17 protein-coding genes are annotated in these 18,919 nt (G+C 54.3%); 12 read left to right on the plus strand and 5 right to left on the minus strand.

What is annotated here, in order from left to right; all coding sequences use genetic code 11:
* Nucleotides 1–63: 63 nt before the first annotated feature.
* From IEW52_RS11940 to IEW52_RS11960, 5 genes are all read left to right on the plus strand, one after another.
* Nucleotides 64–738 carry an AzlC family ABC transporter permease gene (locus IEW52_RS11940; protein WP_188630303.1) on the plus strand — a complete coding sequence of 225 codons (675 nt, stop codon included), beginning with the start codon at nucleotides 64–66 and terminating at the stop codon, nucleotides 736–738.
* Nucleotides 735–1,061 carry a branched-chain amino acid transporter permease gene (locus tag IEW52_RS11945; protein WP_188630304.1) on the plus strand — a complete coding sequence of 109 codons (327 nt, stop codon included), beginning with the start codon at nucleotides 735–737 and terminating at the stop codon, nucleotides 1,059–1,061. Before IEW52_RS11940 ends, IEW52_RS11945 begins: the two co-directional genes overlap by 4 nt.
* Nucleotides 1,062–1,221: 160 nt before the next feature.
* Nucleotides 1,222–2,118, plus strand: a complete 897-nt coding sequence (locus tag IEW52_RS11950) for a putative selenate ABC transporter substrate-binding protein (RefSeq protein ID WP_188630305.1) — start codon at nucleotides 1,222–1,224, stop codon at nucleotides 2,116–2,118.
* 51 nt (nucleotides 2,119–2,169) lie between these two features.
* Nucleotides 2,170–2,841 carry an ATP-binding cassette domain-containing protein gene (locus IEW52_RS11955; RefSeq protein ID WP_188630306.1) on the plus strand — a complete coding sequence of 224 codons (672 nt, stop codon included), beginning with the start codon at nucleotides 2,170–2,172 and terminating at the stop codon, nucleotides 2,839–2,841.
* Nucleotides 2,841–4,352, plus strand: coding sequence for a PhnE/PtxC family ABC transporter permease (locus tag IEW52_RS11960; RefSeq protein WP_229667925.1), 1,512 nt, complete (start codon nucleotides 2,841–2,843; stop codon nucleotides 4,350–4,352). Before IEW52_RS11955 ends, IEW52_RS11960 begins: the two co-directional genes overlap by 1 nt.
* Before the next feature lie 88 nt (nucleotides 4,353–4,440).
* Here IEW52_RS11960 and fabG read toward each other — a convergent pair whose 3' ends face one another.
* The 3 genes from fabG to IEW52_RS11975 all read right to left on the minus strand — a co-directional run bounded on the left by fabG (nucleotide 4,441) and on the right by IEW52_RS11975 (nucleotide 7,837).
* Complete coding sequence (gene fabG / locus IEW52_RS11965; RefSeq protein ID WP_229667926.1) at nucleotides 4,441–5,193, minus strand: 3-oxoacyl-ACP reductase FabG; 753 nt, start codon at nucleotides 5,191–5,193, stop codon at nucleotides 4,441–4,443.
* A 274-nt stretch (nucleotides 5,194–5,467) separates the two neighbouring features.
* Nucleotides 5,468–6,775, minus strand: coding sequence for a urate hydroxylase PuuD (locus IEW52_RS11970; RefSeq protein ID WP_188630307.1), 1,308 nt, complete (start codon nucleotides 6,773–6,775; stop codon nucleotides 5,468–5,470).
* 486 nt (nucleotides 6,776–7,261) lie between these two features.
* Nucleotides 7,262–7,837, minus strand: a complete 576-nt coding sequence (locus IEW52_RS11975) for a tRNA-uridine aminocarboxypropyltransferase (RefSeq protein ID WP_188630308.1) — start codon at nucleotides 7,835–7,837, stop codon at nucleotides 7,262–7,264.
* 214 nt (nucleotides 7,838–8,051) lie between these two features.
* Here IEW52_RS11975 and prfC point away from each other — a divergent pair, with 214 nt between their 5' ends.
* The 6 genes from prfC (at nucleotide 8,052) to deoD (ending at nucleotide 14,943) form a co-directional block, all read left to right on the plus strand.
* Entirely contained in the window at nucleotides 8,052–9,641 is a 1,590-nt protein-coding gene (prfC, locus tag IEW52_RS11980; protein ID WP_188630309.1) for a peptide chain release factor 3, read from the plus strand.
* A gap of 98 nt (nucleotides 9,642–9,739) precedes the next feature.
* The gene (locus IEW52_RS11985; protein ID WP_188630310.1) at nucleotides 9,740–10,510 is read left to right on the plus strand and encodes a TatD family hydrolase; all 771 of its coding nucleotides are present in this window, start codon (nucleotides 9,740–9,742) and stop codon (nucleotides 10,508–10,510) included.
* Nucleotides 10,511–10,630: 120 nt separating this feature from the next.
* Nucleotides 10,631–11,920 carry a NupC/NupG family nucleoside CNT transporter gene (locus IEW52_RS11990; RefSeq protein WP_188630311.1) on the plus strand — a complete coding sequence of 430 codons (1,290 nt, stop codon included), beginning with the start codon at nucleotides 10,631–10,633 and terminating at the stop codon, nucleotides 11,918–11,920.
* A 43-nt stretch (nucleotides 11,921–11,963) separates the two neighbouring features.
* Nucleotides 11,964–12,758, plus strand: coding sequence for a deoxyribose-phosphate aldolase (deoC, locus tag IEW52_RS11995; protein WP_188630312.1), 795 nt, complete (start codon nucleotides 11,964–11,966; stop codon nucleotides 12,756–12,758).
* Between the two features lie 21 nt (nucleotides 12,759–12,779).
* The gene (locus tag IEW52_RS12000) at nucleotides 12,780–13,997 is read left to right on the plus strand and encodes a phosphopentomutase (RefSeq protein ID WP_188630313.1); all 1,218 of its coding nucleotides are present in this window, start codon (nucleotides 12,780–12,782) and stop codon (nucleotides 13,995–13,997) included.
* Nucleotides 13,998–14,229: 232 nt separating this feature from the next.
* On the plus strand, nucleotides 14,230–14,943 hold the full coding sequence (gene deoD / locus IEW52_RS12005; RefSeq protein ID WP_188630314.1) for a purine-nucleoside phosphorylase: 714 nt from the start codon (nucleotides 14,230–14,232) through the stop codon (nucleotides 14,941–14,943).
* A gap of 74 nt (nucleotides 14,944–15,017) precedes the next feature.
* On the opposite strand, the gene IEW52_RS12010 is transcribed toward deoD, so the two are convergent.
* Nucleotides 15,018–15,557 carry an AhpA/YtjB family protein gene (locus tag IEW52_RS12010; protein WP_188630315.1) on the minus strand — a complete coding sequence of 180 codons (540 nt, stop codon included), beginning with the start codon at nucleotides 15,555–15,557 and terminating at the stop codon, nucleotides 15,018–15,020.
* 86 nt (nucleotides 15,558–15,643) lie between these two features.
* Between IEW52_RS12010 and serB the strand changes: the two genes are divergently transcribed.
* Entirely contained in the window at nucleotides 15,644–16,621 is a 978-nt protein-coding gene (gene serB, locus IEW52_RS12015) for a phosphoserine phosphatase SerB (RefSeq protein ID WP_229667930.1), read from the plus strand.
* Here the strand turns inward: serB and IEW52_RS12020 are convergent.
* The gene (locus IEW52_RS12020; RefSeq protein WP_188630316.1) at nucleotides 16,581–18,851 is read right to left on the minus strand and encodes a PilZ domain-containing protein; all 2,271 of its coding nucleotides are present in this window, start codon (nucleotides 18,849–18,851) and stop codon (nucleotides 16,581–16,583) included. The two genes, serB and IEW52_RS12020, sit on opposite strands and share 41 nt — an antisense overlap.
* Nucleotides 18,852–18,919: the final 68 nt, after the last annotated feature.

Below are 18,919 nucleotides of genomic sequence, written 5' to 3' on the forward strand. Positions count from 1 at the left end.
TTCCTTGCTAAAGACTAATAAATCCCTTATTTTTTAGCGCTTTATAGTTATTAAGGAAAGTAAATGACCAGTTGGCGTAGTGCCTTGCCGCTCACATTTCCGGTAATGATGGGCTATTTACCCTTGGGGGCCGTATTTGGTGTGCTGTGGGTAGACGCGGGTCTCGCCTGGTACTGGGCTCCCTTGATAAGCATTATTGTATATGCGGGCGCCTTGCAATATCTGGCCGTGGGCATGCTGGCGGCGGGCATTGGCTGGATTGATCTGGCGGTGGCTTCATTACTGGTTAACTTTCGTCATTTGTTCTATGGCCTGTCTTTGTATCACCTGCTGCCCAAAGGCATCTTGGGTCGTCCCTATTTTATCTTTGGTATTACCGATGAAACCTATTCGTTGCTCAGTGCTCCGGGTCAGGTAACCGACAGTAAAACCGCGCTGCAAGTGGTGCTGTTTAACCAATGCTACTGGGTATTGGGTACCCTGATTGGCATAGTGCTGGCGCGGGGGCTGCCGCCTGGCTTGCAAGGGCTGGACTTTGCGTTGACTGCCTTGTTTGCGGTGCTGGCGGTAGAACAAATACGGGCCAGAAAAGATTGGGGGGCCGTGCTCCTGGGGCTGGTCTCCGCGGTTGTTGCGGGAGTCTGGGTCAGTGAGTACTTCCTGTTGGCGGCGTCCATCATGCTGGTATTGGTACTGCTGGCATGGCCACAACCTCGGTTACAGGAGAAAGAGGCATGAGCGAACTGGATTATCTGATCAGTGCCCTGATCATGGCGGCGGTTACCTTTGGTTTGCGGGCGTTTCCTTTTGTGGCCCGTGGCTTTATTGCTCATCACAGGCGCATTCAAATACTTGGCCGCCGCTTGCCGGTCGCCATGATGGTACTGCTGACCCTGTATGCCATGAATGTGCATAACTGGAACCAGCCCAGTGATGGTTATGCACAGATCATCGCGGTGGTGGTGGTGGCGGTGTTGCAGCTATGGCGCCGACAGGCCTTGCTCAGTATTTTAACCGGCACCCTGGTGTATATGGCGTTGGTGAACGGCTGGGTGGGCTAACTTGCCGTGATCTGGGCAGAGTACACACTGGCTAGAGCGCCGCGAAGCTTGTTTTCAGCGCTGGCTGGTGAATTTTTTGCTGCTGTATGCGTACAAATGATCGCTGACCCTTTACATAAGATATAATCGTTACCCCCGCTAATTTTGGACGATGATTATCATGGATTGTTTGGTTGCTCGTATTTTGGGACGATTGCGTCCTCTTTGTTTGACCATCTTGTGTCTGGCCGGAGCCGTTGCTGTTCCCGCGCAAGCCCAGCCTTTTGTGTTTACTGCCATTCCCGATCAGGACGAGCGTCACCTCACCGAGCGCTTTGGCAAAATTGCCGACTACCTGAGCGACAAGCTGGGTGTCGAGGTTGAATATATACCGGTCAAAAGCTATCCCGCTGCCGTCAGCGCGTTTCGTAATGATCAGGTACAGCTTGCTTGGTTTGGCGGTCTGACCGGCGTACAGGCGCGCGAACTGGTGCCCAATAGCGAGGCCATCGCCCAGGGTAAAGAAGATACCGAGTTCGTCAGTTACATTATTGCCCACACCAGCACCGGATTAGAGAGAAGTGAGCAGTTGCCAACCGAGTTGGCCGGCAAGCGCTTTACCTTTGGTGACAAAGGCTCGACGTCTGGCCGCCTGATGCCCGAGTTCTTCTTGCGTGAGCACTACGGCAAGGCTCCGAATGAACTGTTCTCGCGCGTCGGCTTTTCCGGCGACCATAACCGCACCATTAGTCTGGTGCAGTCTGGTGCCTTTGAAGTGGGTGCCTTGAACTACGCAGTGTGGGACGCTGAACTTGCCAAGGGCAACATAGATACCAGCAAGGTCAAGGTGATTTGGGCCTCGCCGAGTTATCCGGATTATCAGTGGACCATACGCGGCGATGTAGACGCGCGCTTTGGTACCGGTTTTAAAGACAAGGTACAACAAGCCTTGCTGGACATGACGGATCCGGCCTTGCTGGCGGCCTTTCCTCGCTCGGGGTTTGTAAAAGCCACCAATCAGGATTATTCCCCTATTCGCGATACCGCCGTGGCCATTGGCATCATGGATGACAAATAGTGGACGCCAAATCTCTGCTGGTTGTGGAATGATTAAGGGTACCAGGTGCACATGAGTGCCGATAACTGCCTGTTTCAGTTTCAACAACAGGATCTGGGCTATGGTGCCAGCCCGGTGCTGCATGAGCTCACCCTGAAGATACACCAGGGTGAGCGGGTGGCATTGCTGGGCAAGTCCGGTACCGGCAAGAGCACCTTGCTGCGCAGTATGCGCGAGTTGCGTGCCAGCGAGGTGGCCTGGTGTCCACAGCAGCCCGGCCTGGTGCCGGTGTTGTCGGCGTTCCATAATATTTACATGGGGCGCCTTGCCCGTTATTCGGCCTGGTATAACCTGGCGAACCTGATTCGCCCCCAGGCCAGGCCCAGGGCTGAAATTGGTGAGCTGGCCGATCAGCTTGGGTTGCAGGACCAGTTATGGCAGCCGGCCGAGCGGTTATCGGGCGGTCAGCAAAGCCGGGTCAGTCTGGGCCGTGCCCTGTATCAGCAAAAAACCATCTTTATTGGCGATGAGCCGGTATCGGCACTGGATGAACGCCAGGCCGATGCTCTGTTGCAGCTGTTATGCGCGCGGCATCAAACTCTGGTGCTGGCGCTGCATAATATCGAGCAAGCGCTCACTCACTGCACGCGCATCATCGGCCTGCGGGCCGGACGAGTGGTACTGGATGCACCGGCCCAGTCGCTAAACGCGGGTGAGCTCAGCGACTTGTACCAAACGACTTGATGTCTGTTTCTCGTCCCAATCGTGCCATGGTGCACAGCAGTCTGCTGTTTGTGTTGCTGGCGGTGGCGTGTTTGCCCTGGGCCGATTTATCCATCAGTGCATTCGATCCCTGGTTTGAGCTGACACGGCTGGGTGCCGGGTTGCTGCTGCCTAGCTGGCCGCCGCTCTCCATTCTGGGGGCGGCACTGGCCAATACCCTGGCCTTTGCGCTGCAAGGGGTCGCGCTGGGGGCGGGGGCGGGGTTGCTGCTGGCGGCAGGCTATCGCCGTGGCGCTATTCGCCGTCTGGCGGCGGGCCTGCGGGCGGTGCACGAGCTGTTCTGGGCCTTGCTGTTTATCCAGTTGCTGGGCATTTCGCCACTGACTGGCGTATTGGCTATCGCCCTGCCTTACGCCGGTACCTTTGCCAAGGTATTTGGCGAGCTGTTTGAAGAGGCCGATCCGGCTCCCGAGCAGGCATTGTTCGCCGATTCGGGAGAAAAGCCGGGTTGGTGTTCCCGGTTGTGCTTTTTACAATTGCCACTGTGCTGGCGACAAATGTCCAGTTATATCGGTTATCGCCTGGAGTGTGGCATTCGCAGCTCGGCGGTGTTGGGCTTTATTGGCCTGCCCACCTTGGGGTATCACCTGGAATCGCTGCTGCGTCAGGGGTATTACGCCGAAGCGGCCAGTTTTTTTTACGCGCTGGTATTGCTGATTGCCACGTTGAAGTGGTGGTGGCGCCCCAGGTTGCTGCTGGCGTATTTAGCGGCGGCTTTATGGTGGTTGCCGCCTCAGGCCGTTTTTAACTGGCCGCTGACGGTACGCTTTTTTACTCAAGATATCGTGCCCACGCCGCTGCGCAGTGGAGAATGGGGTGAATTCCTGCCCTGGTTGCAAAGCTTGTGGGCAGAGCAGATTGCGCCCGGTTTGTTGAATACCCTGGTGCTGGCCTTGTTGGCTCTGGTGGTGATGGCCGTATTGGCCTTGTTATGGTTTCCGGCCATTTCGCGCCGATTTGGCAATAGGGGGACCCGGATTGGCAGCCATTTGGGCCTGGTGCTGATGCGTGCCTTGCCGGAATATTTACTGGCCTTTATCGGTACCTTGTTGCTGGGGCCCAGCATGTTACCGGCCATAGCGGCACTGGGGCTGCACAATGGCGCTATTATTGCGCACTTGCTGGGCCACCACCTGAACAGCTTGAGGTTTAGAGAAGACGCGCCCACAGGCGTTAACCTCTACCTGTTTGAAGTGTTGCCGCGTTTGTATCGCCCCTTTATGGCCTACAGCCTGTATCGTTTTGAAAACCTGGTGCGAGAAACGGCTATTCTCGGCATGTTGGGTATTCCCACCCTGGGCTTTTACATCGATTCGGCCTTCAGTGAGTTTCGCCTGGATCGCGCCATGCTGCTGTTACTGGTATGTGCGGCGTTAAATATGACCATTGATGCGCTGGCAAGGCGGTTGCGTCAACACCTCCATTTAAGCGAAGTGCAAACCACAGCATCCAGCCGCCCAGCATTACGCTAAATATCATCAGGTGGCCAACAATAAAAAAACACCAAACCTCGGGTTTGGTGTTGTCGTTTTAACCAGGTGGCCCGCGATGATTAATCTCTTACAGCACCAGGCCGCCGTCTATTTTCAGTACTTGCCCCGTGATGTATCGCGCGCGGTCACTGGCTAAAAACAGCACCCCTTCGGCAATATCCTGTGGCTCGCCCAACGCACCCAATGGAATACGCGCCGTCATTTTCTCCAGCACCTTCTCGGGCACGGCTTGTGTCATTTCGGTATTGATAAAGCCAGGGGCGATGCAATTGGCGCGAATGTGTGCTCCTCCGTGCACCAACTCTTTGGCCCAGCCCTTGGTCATGGCAATAATACCGCCTTTGCTGGCCGCATAGTTGGTCTGGCCAATATTGCCGTCTGTGCCCACGACTGATGAAATGCTCACTATGCTGCCTTTGGCCTGAACCTTGATCAATGGCAGCATGGCCTGAGTCATCAGAAATACCCCTTTCAGGTTGACGTCCAGCACCTGATCCCACTCTGTTTCCGTCATCTTGGTGAGCAGCGCATCGCGGGTAATGCCGGCATTATTCACCAGCACATCGACACGGCCTTGCTCATCGAGAATGCGCTTGCTCAAGGTATTGAGGGCTGAGCTGTTACACACATCCAGGGTAATGGCAGAGATATTGCTGTAATCGCCAATCCAGCTTTCTGCCGGTGCCATATTGATATCGCAGGCATAAACGCGCTTTGCTCCTGCTTTGGCCAGGGTTTCGCTAATTGTGCGTCCTAACCCTCTGGCGGCTCCGGTAACAACGCAGATTTTTTCGTGCATATCCAGATGAGATGTATTCATCAGCAAAATCCTCGAGTGAGTAAAAGATCTCGGCCTATCAATAGATGATGGCGAGGCTTCGATTGTAGCCTGAATTTTGCGCTGCATTGTTATGTTATTCTTAAATAATCTTAATATAACCTTGGATATAAGGCATTTAAAAGGAAGGGTTTAGGTATGCTTTTTTTGCTCTGCATTGTTGGCTGTGCAGGCACACGGAAAATGCAGGGAAGCAGGGGGGCAGAAACAACAAGGCCCGCACGGGGCGGGCCTTGTTTAATTGGCGTTGACTAACTTACTGGCCATTCCAGGCAGCAATCATGTCACGCTCTTCATCTGTCATCTGGGTCATGTTACCCAAAGGCATATATTTACTGGCGACCACTTGCTTGATGTGATCAGCCTGCAACAATATTTCCTTTGGCGAGTCCAGCAGAATGCCAAGAGGCGCAGCAGCAAAACCAGCCTGAGTCGGGTTTACCGCATGACACTCGACACAACGGTTGTTCATGATGGTTTCTACTTGCGCCAGTGTTACAGCGCCAGAAGCAGCGGCTTCGGTTGCTGCTTCGCCAGCGTCTGCTTGCTCACCTTCAACGGTTGCATCGTCAGTCGCTGCAACACTGGTCTGGGTCTGCTCTACAGGCGTCACCGGAGCCTGTACTGCTTTCTTGGCAGTCGGCGCACCAATCCAGACGGCAACCAGAATCAATGCCACACCGGCAATCGGGTAACCCGGACGGATTTTGCCGCCGTGCATCAGTACAAAGTACTGACGAATCAGGGCACCGGCAAAGATAAACAGCACCATGATCACCCAGGACAGAGAGTGAGTAAAGGTGAAGGCATAGTGGTTGCTCAGCATCAACAATACTACTGGCAGGGTGAAGTAGGTGTTGTGTACAGAACGCTGCTTACCGCGCAAACCATCGATCGGGTTTGGTTTTTCACCGGCCTTCATGGCATTAACCATGCGGCGCTGGCCCGGGATGATCCAGAAGAACACGTTGGCAGACATGGCTGTCGCCATTACGGCACCGGTCAGCAGGAAGGCGGCACGGCCAGAGAAGATGTGCGTGCTTAAATAAGCCACCACAACCATCATCACGGCAACGGCAATACTCAGGATACCATCGCGGGTCATGTTGGGGCTGATGCGCTTACACAGCTCGTTATAGATAATCCAACCTAACAGCAGGAACGCCAGAGCGGCAATGTTGGCCTGGGTGCCGGTCATGTTGGCGGCCCATTCCCACGGGCTGTTACGATTGACCAGGTAGAAGCTGGGCTTGGTCAGGTATAACAGGGTGAACAGACCAAAACCTGACAACCAGGTGGTGTAGGCCTTCCAGAATGACCAATGCAGATCTTCTGGCAGATCTTCCGGGCTGCTTGCGTACTTTTGATTGTGGTAGAAACCACCACCGTGTACGGCCCACATTTCACCGAATACGCCTTTTTTCTTGCAGGCTTCACCCTTGGGTGGCTTCAGGCCGTTATCCAGCATAACGAAGTAAATTGACTCACCCAGCCATGCGATGGCTGCGATGACGTGCAGCCATCTTATCAACAAGTTACCAAATTCCAGCAGATACGCTTCCATGGTCTTACCTTCTCTGTTTCATATTTATTAGTTGGGACCCTAGCGCATCGAAACAGGTGCCCAGCTTACTTTGAGCTGGGGGCTGAGACCACATGCGCTGCCTTCTTGTGTTCAAATTGTGTACTTTTCAAAAATCAAAATGTTGACAATTTGTGTGTAGATTTTTTTCAATTACGTGATGAATGTCAATGCTATTTAACAGTTAAATTATATTAATACGCTTGCAAAGCCTGATTTTACATTTTCACAAAGCATTAATCTTAACCTTATCAATTACTTACGATTTTCAAGGTGGTGGGCCTTTTTATCGATGCAATACTGATTAAAAAACATTCACCTAACATCAGGCGGCGTAATGATAGCGGATTTTGTGATCAAATGAGCAGTTAAATTCTGAAAAATGTATCGGATATGCTAAAGAGTTTCATCGGGGCGCTGGCCGTCGCCGTACTCGGCGTCTGAAGTGGTGTCTGAGCTATTTATTTATCAGGTATCGCCGGCGGTGGTTCTCGCTTCAAATTGCCGTACACGGGCCGCTAACAAGGTATGCAAATGCGCCGTGACAAAGTCTGGCTGCAAACGGTGCAGTACATGACTGACACTTTCCAGTGTCGACAGTGCCTGGCCGCCCGGACCCTTGCGAATGTGATAGGCGCCTTCAGGGGCCTGGCTGAAGCTCAGGCAGGGTAATTGACGTAGCCAGGGATTCATGTGCAACAAACGCCGGGTTTTACGCCAGGTACCATCCAGCACCACAAGGCCGCCAATACCTGAGCTGGCTTGTCCGCCTTCTTCGCTGTCCAGATCCAGTGCCTGGGGGCCCGGATACAGCAGCCACCAGTCACCCCGAGACAGTGGTGGCAGCGGAGCCAGTTGCTCGGTAATCTCGACGCGGATGTCGGGCAGGGCCAGACGCAGCAGCGGCACCGTACTTTTGGCGTGTCTGGCTTCCAGCGGGTGCTGTAATATCACCAGGGGTAACGGGCAGGGCTGAGTCACGACATGAGCGCACAGGCAGGCACTTTGGGGTAGATGACAATGCGAACAGTAAGCACGAGACATAAGAGTGCGACCCCTTGATGAAAAAGGACATAATAACGGCAAGCCAGTGGTGGGTGAAGTGTCCGGTTACCATTGTCCTTTTCAGAGGAAAGCCTAACTGTTGATTGAGGATCCGCCGCGGATCGGCGACAATAGCCGCCGTTTTATCTGTCGTTCCCCGAGTGAGGCCCAGTTTGGCCCTTTGCTCTTTCATCAAAGTAGAAGAAATCCGACCATGTCATCATCGCAATTTCTACAGGAAGTCGCCAAACGCCGCACTTTCGCCATTATTTCGCACCCGGATGCGGGTAAGACCACCATTACCGAAAAAGTATTGCTGCACGGCCAGGCCATTCAAAGTGCCGGTACCGTAAAAGGCCGTGGCTCTAACCAGCATGCCAAGTCTGACTGGATGGAGATGGAAAAAGAGCGGGGCATCTCGGTGACCACCTCTGTGATGCAGTTTCCTTATAACGGTTGTTTGATCAACCTGCTGGATACTCCGGGCCATGAAGACTTCTCGGAAGATACCTACCGTACGCTGACGGCAGTGGATTCCTGCCTGATGGTGATTGATGGCGGTAAAGGGGTGGAAGACAGAACCCGCAAGCTGATGGAAGTCACGCGGCTGCGCACCACTCCCATTATTACCTTTATCAACAAGCTGGATCGGGATATTCGTGATCCCATGGAGCTGCTTGATGAAGTGGAAACCGAACTGAACATGATGTGCGCGCCCATTACCTGGCCTATCGGCAGTGGCAAGTGGTTTAAAGGCGTGTATCACCTTAAAAATGACGAAATCATTCTGTATCAGCCAGGTCAGGGGCACACCATTCAAGATATCAGGGTCATCAAAGGTCTGGATAATCCGGCGTTGAATGACATTCTGGACGAGAAAGAGGTTGCCGACTTGCGTGAAGAGCTTGAGTTGGTGATGGGGGCGTCCAACGAATTTGATCAGGAGTTGTTTCTGGCTGGCGAGTTGACGCCAGTATATTTTGGTACCGCGTTGGGCAACTTCGGTGTGGATCATGTGCTGGACGGCTTTAGTAACTGGGCGCCCGCGCCCATGCCGCGACCTACCCAGGAGCGTGATGTCGAGGCCGGTGAAGAGAAGTTTTCAGGTTTTGTATTTAAAATCCAGGCCAACATGGACCCGCGTCATCGTGACCGTATCGCCTTTATGCGTATCGTTTCTGGCACCTATAACCAGGGCATGAAGATGAAACATGTGCGGTTGGGTAAGACCGTGAATATTTCCGATGCGGTCACTTTCATGGCGGGCGATAGAGAGCGAGCCGAAGAAGCGTTTGCCGGCGATATCATCGGCTTGCATAACCACGGTACCATTCAAATTGGCGATACCTTTACTCAAGGGGAAGACCTGAAGTTTTCCGGTATTCCCAACTTCGCCCCCGAACTGTTCCGTCGTATTCGCTTGCGTGATCCGCTCAAGCAAAAGCAGCTGCTGAAAGGGCTGGTACAGTTGTCGGAAGAGGGCGCGGTGCAGTTGTTCCGTCCACTCGATAACAACGATCTGATCGTCGGTGCCGTGGGTGTGCTGCAGTTTGATGTGGTGGTAGCCCGCTTGAAGTCGGAATATAACGTAGACGCCCTTTACGAGGCGATTAACGTCTCTACCGCGCGCTGGGTATATTGTGACAATGCCAAGAAGCTGGATGAATTCGAGCGCAAGGTGTCAGCAAACCTGGCATTGGATGGCGGCGATAACCTGACCTACATCGCCCCCACCATGGTGAACCTGAATCTGACCCAGGAGCGTTACCCCGATATTCAGTTCAGCAAAACCCGCGAACACTAAGCCGACGGTTACCGTGCTTTGATATTGTAACGCCGGCCTTGTAGCCGGCGTTTTTGTCTTCCTTTATCGAACGAGTGAGTGAGCGCAAGGAGGCTTTCATGCTGATGACCGACAGTCACTGCCACTTCGATTTTGCCGCCTTCGAGCCAGACCGTGCACAGCACTGGCGGCGCGCACAATTGGTGGGCGTACACAGGTTGGTGATCCCCGGCATTGAAGAAGCGCAATGGCCAGACTTGCCCCTGCTATGTGCGGCCCACCCAGGGCTGTATTATGCGTTGGGCTTGCATCCCTGGTGGTTGGCCAGGGCATCGACCGCCTGGCAGAGCACACTTGCCAAGGCATTGGACAACGCCGATAACCGTTGTGTGGCCGTTGGAGAGATGGGGCTGGATCGTAGTCTGACACTGGCACCCGACATTCAGGAAACGGCCCTGATTGCCCAGCTTGAGCTGGCAATCCAGTATCAGCTGCCGGTCATACTGCACAGCCATGGCACTCACGACAGAGTGTTGAAATGGCTGCGCCGCTACCCGGTAAAGGGCGGCGTGGTACATGGTTTTTCAGGATCCGTTCAACAGGCGGAGACCTTTTGGATGCTGGGCATCCATATCGGTGTGGGCGGTACCATTACCTACGACAGAGCCAATAAAACCCGTCAGGCCGTGGCGGCGTTGCCGGTAGAGGCTCTGGTACTGGAAACCGATGCCCCCGATATGCCCTTGTGTGGTTTTCAGGGCCAGCCCAATCATCCGGCACAACTACCGCGAGTCCTCACCGCCCTGGCCGAGCTGCGTCAGCAGGATGAAGCCTTGCTGGCCGAGCAACTCGAGAGCAACGTCAACCAGTTATTCGATTTCAGCGAGTAGTTAACTCGGTGCCTGGCGAGGGTGTTTTCCCGCTTTTGTGATGTTGTCGCTCGATTATCGAACACGCACACCTATACTGCTTGGCAGTGAGTTTGATTATTAAATCAAAGGGATAGTGCGATGACATTGATCATGAGTCTGGTCGGCATGCTGAGCCTGGTGCTCATTGGTTTGTTATTCTCCAGTAACAGAAGTGCCATTCGGCTGCGTACTGTGGGTGGTGCATTTGCCTTGCAGCTGGGCCTGGGAGCCCTGGTATTGTATGTGCCGCTGGGCAAGGAGATGCTGCAAGCTCTGTCGGCAGGAGTCGCGCAGGTGATTGCCTATGCCAATGACGGCATGGATTTCCTGTTTGCAGGGCTGGTAGGAGAGGCCGCGTTCGAGAGCGGGCTGGGCTTTATTTTCGCGGTGCGGGTACTGCCGATCATCATTTTTTTCTCGACCCTGATTGCGGTGCTGTATTACATCGGCGTGATGCAATGGGTGATCCGTCTGCTGGGCGGTGCCTTGCAGCGCTTGCTGGGCACCTCGCGTACCGAGTCGTTATCGGCCACCGCGAATATTTTTGTCGGGCAAACCGAAGCACCACTGGTGGTGCGCCCCTTTATTGCCACCATGACCCGCTCTGAACTGTTTGCCGTTATGTGCGGTGGCCTGGCCTCGGTCGCCGGTTCGGTATTGGCGGGATATGCGGCCATTGGGGTGTCGATGGAATACCTGATAGCCGCTTCTTTTATGGCCGCCCCCGGCGGACTGTTGTTTGCCAAACTGCTCATTCCCGAAACCGAAACCCCGGCCAGCAACGAAACCTTGGCCAATGCCGAGCTGACGGGCACGAATGACACCGACAAGCCGGTCAATATCATTGACGCTGCTGCCACCGGGGCCAGTTCTGGTATGCTGCTGGCATTGAACGTGGGGGCCATGTTGCTGGCTTTTATTGGCTTGATTGCCTTGCTGAATGGCATGCTGGGCGGCCTGGGCGAACTGATTGGTGTCGAAGACTTGAGCATGGAGCTGCTGTTGGGCTGGCTATTTGCACCTCTGGCATTTTTAATTGGGGTGCCCTGGGATGAGGCGGTGGTGGCGGGCTCCTTTATTGGGCAAAAGCTGGTGCTCAACGAGTTTGTTGCCTATGTTAACTTCGCGCCTTATCTGGGGAACGAGCTGCTGGTCGCCACCACAGGCCAGGCCATGACGGAGCATACCAAGGCCATTATCTCGTTTGCCTTGTGCGGCTTCGCCAACCTGGCTTCGGTGGCTATTTTACTCGGTGGGCTGGGCGGCATGGCACCCAGTCGGCGCCATGATATTGCCCGCCTAGGCCTGAAAGCCATACTGGCCGGTACACTGTCGAACCTGATGTCTGCTGCCATTGCCGGCTTTTTTCTGGCATTGTCGGGCATCTAGCCGTACCGGCATCCCTGTGAATTAATGATGGGTCGAGGCTGTAATGAGTGAGTCTGTATTGGCGAGAATTGCTCGTCAGGCGGTGGGTTTGATGGATTTAACCAGCCTGAACGAGGATGATAGCGAGCAAAGCATAGTGGCTTTGTGCCAACAGGCGGTAACGCCGGTGGGCACGGTGGCGGCCATCTGTGTGTATCCGCACTTTATTGGCATTGTGAGCGATACCTTGCGCCGTTTGCAGGTGAGTGAGCAGATTGCCATTGCCACCGTGGTTAACTTCCCCCATGGTAATCACAGCATTACCAAGGTTGAGCAGGATATTGCCGCCGCCGTGCAGGCTGGCGCCCACGAAATCGATCTGGTATTGCCGTATCGCCAATTGATGGCGGGTGATGATGCTTTTGCTCTGGCCATGGTGCGTGCTGCCAAGGTGGCGTGCGCTGGGGTTGAGGACAAGGGCGCTATCTTGAAAGTGATCATCGAAAGCGGCGAGCTGGCTACGCCTGCGCTGATTAACCAGGCCTGCGAATTGGCCATTGCCGGTGGCGCCGATTTTATCAAGACCTCCACCGGCAAGGTGGCGGTCAATGCTACGCTGGCCTCCGCCGAGATCATGCTCAAGGCCATTAGAGCCAGCGGCAAAGACGTGGGTTTCAAGGCTGCCGGCGGGGTGCGTACCACCGTCGATGCCCGGCAATATTTGCAATTGGCCGCCACCATCATGGGCCCAGACTGGATCAGGCCGAGCCACTTTCGATTTGGTGCCTCCAGCCTGTTGAATCAGCTATTGGATACCCTGGGGGCCAACCATGATGCATCGTTATCCCGGGGCTATTAAGCCACCATGCAAGGAGACATCATGAAGCGCGCAATAGTGTTGGTACTTGACTCGTTTGGTATTGGCGCCGCCGCCGATGCCGACAAATTTGGCGACCAGGGTTCTGACACCCTGGGCAATATTGCCGCCGCGTGTCAGCAGGGCAAGGCAGATATCGGCCGACAGGGGCCATTAACGCTCCCCAATTTGGCCACCCTGGGCTTGTTTCATGCCCATCAGGAAAGCACGGGCCAGCTGGCGGCAGGGGTTAGCTTGCCAACCGAGGTGCTTGGCAGCTACGGCTATGCCAAGGAAATTTCTTCCGGCAAAGACACCCCTTCGGGGCATTGGGAGCTGGCCGGGGTGCCTGTGTTGTTCGAGTGGGGCTACTTTTTACAGACCGAGAACAGTTTTCCCGCAGAGCTTATCGATGATCTGGTTCGCCAGGCAAAACTGCCCGGTATTCTGGGCAACAAGCACGCCTCGGGCACCACTATTCTGGAGCAATTAGGAGAGGAGCACATCCATACCGGCAAGCCTGTTTGTTATACCTCGGCCGACTCGGTATTTCAGATTGCCGCCCATGAGCAGCATTTTGGATTGGAGCGACTTTATCAGCTGTGCGAAATAGCTCGAGAGCTGCTGATGCCCTACAACATAGGGCGAGTCATAGCGCGACCATTTGTGGGCGAAAGCGCCGCCGAGTTTGCACGCACCGGCAACCGGCGCGATTACAGCATAGCGCCCCCGGCGCCGACCGTATTGCAAAAGCTGGTCGAAGAGCAGCAAGGACAGGTGGTGTCCATTGGCAAGATTGCCGATATTTATGCGCACGTCGGCATAACCCGCAAGGTGAAGGCCACGGGGATGGATGCCTTGTTTGATGCTACCCTGAGCGAGCTTGGTCGGGCCGGTAACAACACCTTGATCATGACCAACTTCGTTGATTTTGACTCCAGTTTTGGCCATAGACGCAATATTGCCGGTTACGCCGCCGAGCTGGAAGCTTTCGATCGTCGCTTGCCCGAGTTGCTGGCCTTGCTGGCACCGGATGATCTCTTGATCCTGACTGCCGATCATGGCTGTGATCCCAGCTGGAAGGGCACCGAACATACCCGCGAGCATGTGCCTGTGTTGTGCCTGGGGGCTGGCTTAAGCGCGGGATCCCTGGGGCTTAGAGGGACCTTTGCCGATGTCGGGCAAAGCCTGGCCCATTATTTTGGCACCAGTGCCATGGACTATGGCACTTCGTTTTTGTAACCACTAAAAATATTTCGCAACGGAAGAACACGGAACCGACGGAAACATTAAGCCGAGACAAGAGCGAAAAGTACCGAAGGTAATAATGGTAAGAGCTTTGGTCGCTATGTTTTTATTAATAGAATGCTTCAGATTTGATCTTTATTTTTCTGCGGTTGCTGTGGGTTCCGTTGCGAAGGTAATTGTTTTTTATTAGATGTAGATCTAAACAAACTGATACAGGAAAAGAGCAATGGCGACTCCTCATATTAATGCCGAGCGGGGCGATTTTGCCGACACCATTCTGATGCCGGGCGATCCGCTGCGGGCGCAATACATTGCCGATACTTTTTTGTCGAACGTCAAACCGGTGAATCAGGTACGCAATATGCTGGGCTTTACCGGCACCTACAAGGGCCGGGCCATTTCGGTGATGGGCCATGGTATGGGTATTCCGTCTGTGTCTATTTATGCCAAAGAGCTGATCACCGAATTTGGCGTCAGCACCCTGATCCGGGTGGGATCGTGCGGTGCGGTGCGCGATGACGTGGCACTGCGGGATCTGGTGATCGGCCTGGGTGCCAGCACCGACTCCAAGGTAAACCGCATGCGTTTCAAGGATCACGACCTGGCGGCACTGGCCGACTTTGATCTGGTCAGTCGGGCGGTGGCGGCGGCCAAGGCGTGTAAGGTACCGGTAAAGGTGGGAAATCTGTTTTCGGCCGATTTGTTCTATTCGCCGCAACCGGAATTGTTCGAGCTGATGAAACAGTACGGTATTGTCGGCGTCGAGATGGAAGCCGCCGGTTTATATGGCGTGGCAGCCGAATACGGTGCTCGGGCGCTGACTATTTGTACGGTTTCGGATCATATTCTGCGTAAAGAGGCACTCACGGCAAGTGATCGACAAAACACCTTCAATGACATGATGGAAGTGGCGCTGGAGTCGGTATTGCTGGAAGACTGACATCTATGGTGAAGAGTGAAGAGTGAAGAGGCCGTACCTGGAAACTTTGTGTTGGGCACCTCACTCTTCACTCTTTATCGTTTTTGGCGGCGCAGTCGCCAGCTTTGTATGCCTAACCCCAGCAAAATTCCCAGTAACAGACACAGTGGCAACAGCCAGCTTAAATGATGTTGCAGTTGCTGCCAGATACTGCGTTGCGCAAGCGCGATGGGATTGTTTGTCAGCTGTAAGCGCAAGAAGCCGATGGGAATGCCTTCTTGATATAAGGGCCGTACATAGGGCAGGGCAAGCTCTTGGTGTGCGTCGACGATGGCGCCGGATTCTGCCAGCAAGTGACCATTATTGTCATACAGCTGTGCCGAGCTGATCAGGCTGGCGCCGGCCAGTTCTTCTACCAGTTGGCGGCGTTGTGTGTCGTCTTCAGCCTGCAAGGCACGCACGGCTTGTTGTTCGGCATAATCCGCCAGCGGAGTGGCCAGAGTGCGCTGGGGAAATTGTTGCCAGTGATGGCCCAGTTGCGTGACCTGCAGCCATTGCCAGCCGGTAAACAGCACCAGCAGCAAGAGTAGCAGCCATAGCAGGAGTCGAGGTCGAGTAAGTTGCTTTTTCCACATGGTGGGCAATATGTCTCTTGCCTGCTTAAAAAGCAATACGCTACCCTGTGCGCTGGCCTTTGTAAGCATAGGAAGAGCAAGTGACATTGTTAATGGATGTGTTACCCGAGCAGCTTGGTGACTGGACTGACGTCTTGTCTGGCAATCGCTATCTTTGGCAGTCTGGCCAGCTGAAACCCGGGCATTTAAGTACGGTTAAAGGACATTTAGTGTTGCTGGCAGAGCAACTGCATAAATCGGCCCTGCAACAGAGTTTGCAGGAGCTGGATGCTGCCGGTATCAACGTTGAAATATCAGGGATGAAACGCGTTGCCGAGCGCGACGTACTGAGTTTGCGTTTGTCTGACTGGTCGTTGGAGCTGAAAGCTCGTCTGCAGCAGGTTGCTAACGGCTGGGATCTGGCGTGTGTACCGGCGTTGCCTGACGGCCATCAGCCTGGCCTGGTCTTGATGGACATGGACTCCACGGCCATTCAAATCGAGTGTATTGATGAAATTGCGCGTCTGGCCGGAGTGGGTGACGAAGTGGCTGCCGTAACCCGTGCTGCCATGGAAGGTGCCTTGCCCTTTTCCGAAAGTCTGCGCCGCCGAGTGAAGGCGCTGGCCGGTGCCGATGCCGCCATTATCGAACAGGTGATTGCCAGTATGCCGCTGATGCCGGGCTTAATCACTCTGGTGGAAGGCTTGAAAGCCATGGGCTGGAAAGTGGCGCTGGCATCTGGCGGTTTTACGCCCTTTACCGGTTACTTACGACAAACACTGGCGCTGGATGCGGATTTTGCCAACACCCTGGAAATTAAAAACGGTCGTTTCAGTGGCGACGTGCTGGGCGATATAGTGGATGCCGAAGCCAAGGCGCGTATTCTGGTGGAGCTGGCCGAGCGCTATGACATCCCCTTGAGTCAGACGGTGGCCATTGGTGATGGTGCCAACGATCTGCTTATGCTTGCCCAGGCCGGCCTGGGCGTGGCGCTGCATGCCAAGCCGTTGGTGCAAGAGCAAGCTCCGGTATGCCTGAATCAGCTTAGTCTGGAAGGGGTACTTGGCTTGCTGCAGGCCGGTTAACCGGCTGCTGACACAGGACCATTTCTGTAATATCAAATATCTGGCTCAGTACGGAAAGCTCGGCAAGCTGTTGTTCCAGCTGCTGGGTTTTATATAGCGAAGTCTGAGTCAGTTTCTCCCATTCCGGAACCACATAATCGAGCTGACGCAGCTGTAGTCGATTAATGACCACCAGGCTGACACGCAGATCCTTGCTATGGCGAGGATCCTGTAAAAAGGCTCTGCGATTGGGATCGGGATCGATCAGCAACCAGCTTTGTTCACTGTTGTTTGCCGCACTGGCGGTCCATATTTCAAGGCAGTGATGGTGTCTACCGTCAGGACGCAGTAGTTGAGTGAATATCGACTGCAATAACTGGCGAGACACCAGTCGACTGAAGTTAGCTTGTTGAAACTCATTGGACAGAAACGACATTAATGATGATTGCAACAGGCAGGCAATGGCACCTTGCAGATAAAACCCTCCCTCGTTGCGGCCCAGTAAAAACGTGGGCGCCGATGGCTGCTGCAATGTTTGGCGGCTGAGCCAGGTTAACCATGCCGGAGTATGATGAGTCTCGGGGCGGGCACGAAGTTTATCCTGGTTCTGCTCGAACAGGGCGGTTAAAAACTGATAAGCGGCATGACTCTCTTCCGCTCCTTCAATGCGCAAATGCAGGCTCTTGCCGTTGCCGCTGATATTCACCACGCGATAGGGGAGACCTTTCAGTTTCCACTGCGGACTGCGCTTATTCAAATCCGATAAGTGCACTGTGACCAGGCAGGGGACTTCAAGGCGAAGCGGCTCTGTCAGCAACACCTTGATCCCACTGCTCGACAAGTCTTCGGTATGGCCACTAACGGTTTTGCCGGCCAGGGTTAATTCCAGCGCGCTTTGCAACTTGAAACGGGTTTCCCGGCGCTTGGATGCCTGTCTGCCCTGGGGCGTGATGGTAGGGGAGTGCAAGCGCTGCGGGCGAATAAAGGGCGCAAGCTGCTGAATGTTCACCTTTTCTGCAACCGGTGCCATGGGGGCCGGAAGTGGCGTTAGCCAGAGTTGCCATTTCAATAGTTGCAACTGGCGTATACCTTGCAGGTCCAATGCGTTAACGGTTTGCTCGTCATATTGCAGCGGGCGAATATTAACGTAATAACATAGCAGGGTGCCGGTTCTTAATCCTTCATTGATAAAGGCGGCATAGGCCTGCTTGTGTGTCAGCTCCTGCTGGCTGGCGGTGAAGTAATAAGGTTGATGTTGCCCCTGATGACGAAAGCTGTACAGCAAGGTTGCCGATGAAGGCTGTCGGCTCATTTGCAGAACCCGCTCCGGCGATAACAAGGTCGTCAGCAAGTCGCCGGGTTTTTCTTGCTGCCAGGGCGCCAGCGTTTTACTGCTGTAGCGATTGGTCAGTATATGTTGCAGCTCGCCCTGTTCATCAAAAAACAACGACAGGCTGAGGCCGGTTTCCAACAAGGCCTGACCCCAGCATTGGGTTTTGACCGTGGTATATAAATCTTCGGCATCCAGACCATAGCGAGGGCGATTCTGTTCGATAAAATCATTCAATGCTTGTTGCCAGTCCGGTGCTTCTTCCAGGCGTTGCATCTTCAGGCGGCTCAGATCGTTCGTATCCTGCTTCAAGCGGTAGCGCCGTGGCGTGGCCAGGCAAGCCATGCCGGGCTGTTTGGCCAGCTCTGGCAACGATAGATTGACTTGCTCTGGCAGGCGAAGGGCATCGGACAGCTGTACCAACAAGCCTGCCGCAGAGATATCAAGACTGTTTCCCTGCAATGGTTCGCTATCATCAAGATGAAGCAAAACCGGTGTGACGAAGCGCAGCCTGCTTTCTTTACGCTGCAAGCCCAGTGAAGGCAGGTGCCAGGGGACCTTGTTGAATTGAGCCGGCAGTTTTCGCAAGGCGGCCAGCTCGGCCAGCAAAATCTCATACAGGCCGCGGGTATATTCCCCATTAAAATCTTTGAGCAAGGCGTAAAAGCGATGCGCGAGTCGCTCGGGCAGCCTGTGGTCCAGCCCCTGATGACGTACCAGTTGGCAGGGTTCATTAAAGAGACTACGCAAATCGAGTACCCGCAGGCACGGACTGGTCAGGCGACTCACCTCGGCCTGCAGCTGGTAGCGGGTTTCTTTATCGGCTTCGGGCAGCAGGCTGTCTAGCAAGCCGTCGATGTCGTTATGGTAACTCAGTGGTACCAGTCTATTGAGTAATGTCTTGTATGGGCTGAGATCCATCTTGGCCTAGTTTGGGGTTGAGTGGCTGAAAAACTTGGTCCAGTATAGCAGCTCGTCAATAAATGAGT

The organism is Oceanisphaera marina, assembly GCF_014643915.1.
GTDB classification, from domain to species: domain Bacteria; phylum Pseudomonadota; class Gammaproteobacteria; order Enterobacterales; family Aeromonadaceae; genus Oceanimonas; species Oceanimonas marina.

Coding starts and splice junctions, on each gene's coding strand:
- IEW52_RS11970 (WP_188630307.1), bottom strand. CDS start 6,775: ATGGAAGCGTATCTGCTGGAATTTGGTAACTTGTTGATAAGATGGCTG.
- IEW52_RS12010 (WP_188630315.1), bottom strand. CDS start 15,557: ATGTGGAAAAAGCAACTTACTCGACCTCGACTCCTGCTATGGCTGCTA.
- deoC (WP_188630312.1), top strand. CDS start 11,964: ATGAGTGAGTCTGTATTGGCGAGAATTGCTCGTCAGGCGGTGGGTTTG.
- prfC (WP_188630309.1), top strand. CDS start 8,052: ATGTCATCATCGCAATTTCTACAGGAAGTCGCCAAACGCCGCACTTTC.
- IEW52_RS11985 (WP_188630310.1), top strand. CDS start 9,740: ATGCTGATGACCGACAGTCACTGCCACTTCGATTTTGCCGCCTTCGAG.
- deoD (WP_188630314.1), top strand. CDS start 14,230: ATGGCGACTCCTCATATTAATGCCGAGCGGGGCGATTTTGCCGACACC.
- IEW52_RS12020 (WP_188630316.1), bottom strand. CDS start 18,851: ATGGATCTCAGCCCATACAAGACATTACTCAATAGACTGGTACCACTG.
- IEW52_RS11975 (WP_188630308.1), bottom strand. CDS start 7,837: ATGTCTCGTGCTTACTGTTCGCATTGTCATCTACCCCAAAGTGCCTGC.
- IEW52_RS11990 (WP_188630311.1), top strand. CDS start 10,631: ATGACATTGATCATGAGTCTGGTCGGCATGCTGAGCCTGGTGCTCATT.
- IEW52_RS11950 (WP_188630305.1), top strand. CDS start 1,222: ATGGATTGTTTGGTTGCTCGTATTTTGGGACGATTGCGTCCTCTTTGT.
- IEW52_RS11940 (WP_188630303.1), top strand. CDS start 64: ATGACCAGTTGGCGTAGTGCCTTGCCGCTCACATTTCCGGTAATGATG.
- IEW52_RS12000 (WP_188630313.1), top strand. CDS start 12,780: ATGAAGCGCGCAATAGTGTTGGTACTTGACTCGTTTGGTATTGGCGCC.
- IEW52_RS11960 (WP_229667925.1), top strand. CDS start 2,841: ATGTCTGTTTCTCGTCCCAATCGTGCCATGGTGCACAGCAGTCTGCTG.
- IEW52_RS11955 (WP_188630306.1), top strand. CDS start 2,170: ATGAGTGCCGATAACTGCCTGTTTCAGTTTCAACAACAGGATCTGGGC.
- fabG (WP_229667926.1), bottom strand. CDS start 5,193: ATGAATACATCTCATCTGGATATGCACGAAAAAATCTGCGTTGTTACC.
- IEW52_RS11945 (WP_188630304.1), top strand. CDS start 735: ATGAGCGAACTGGATTATCTGATCAGTGCCCTGATCATGGCGGCGGTT.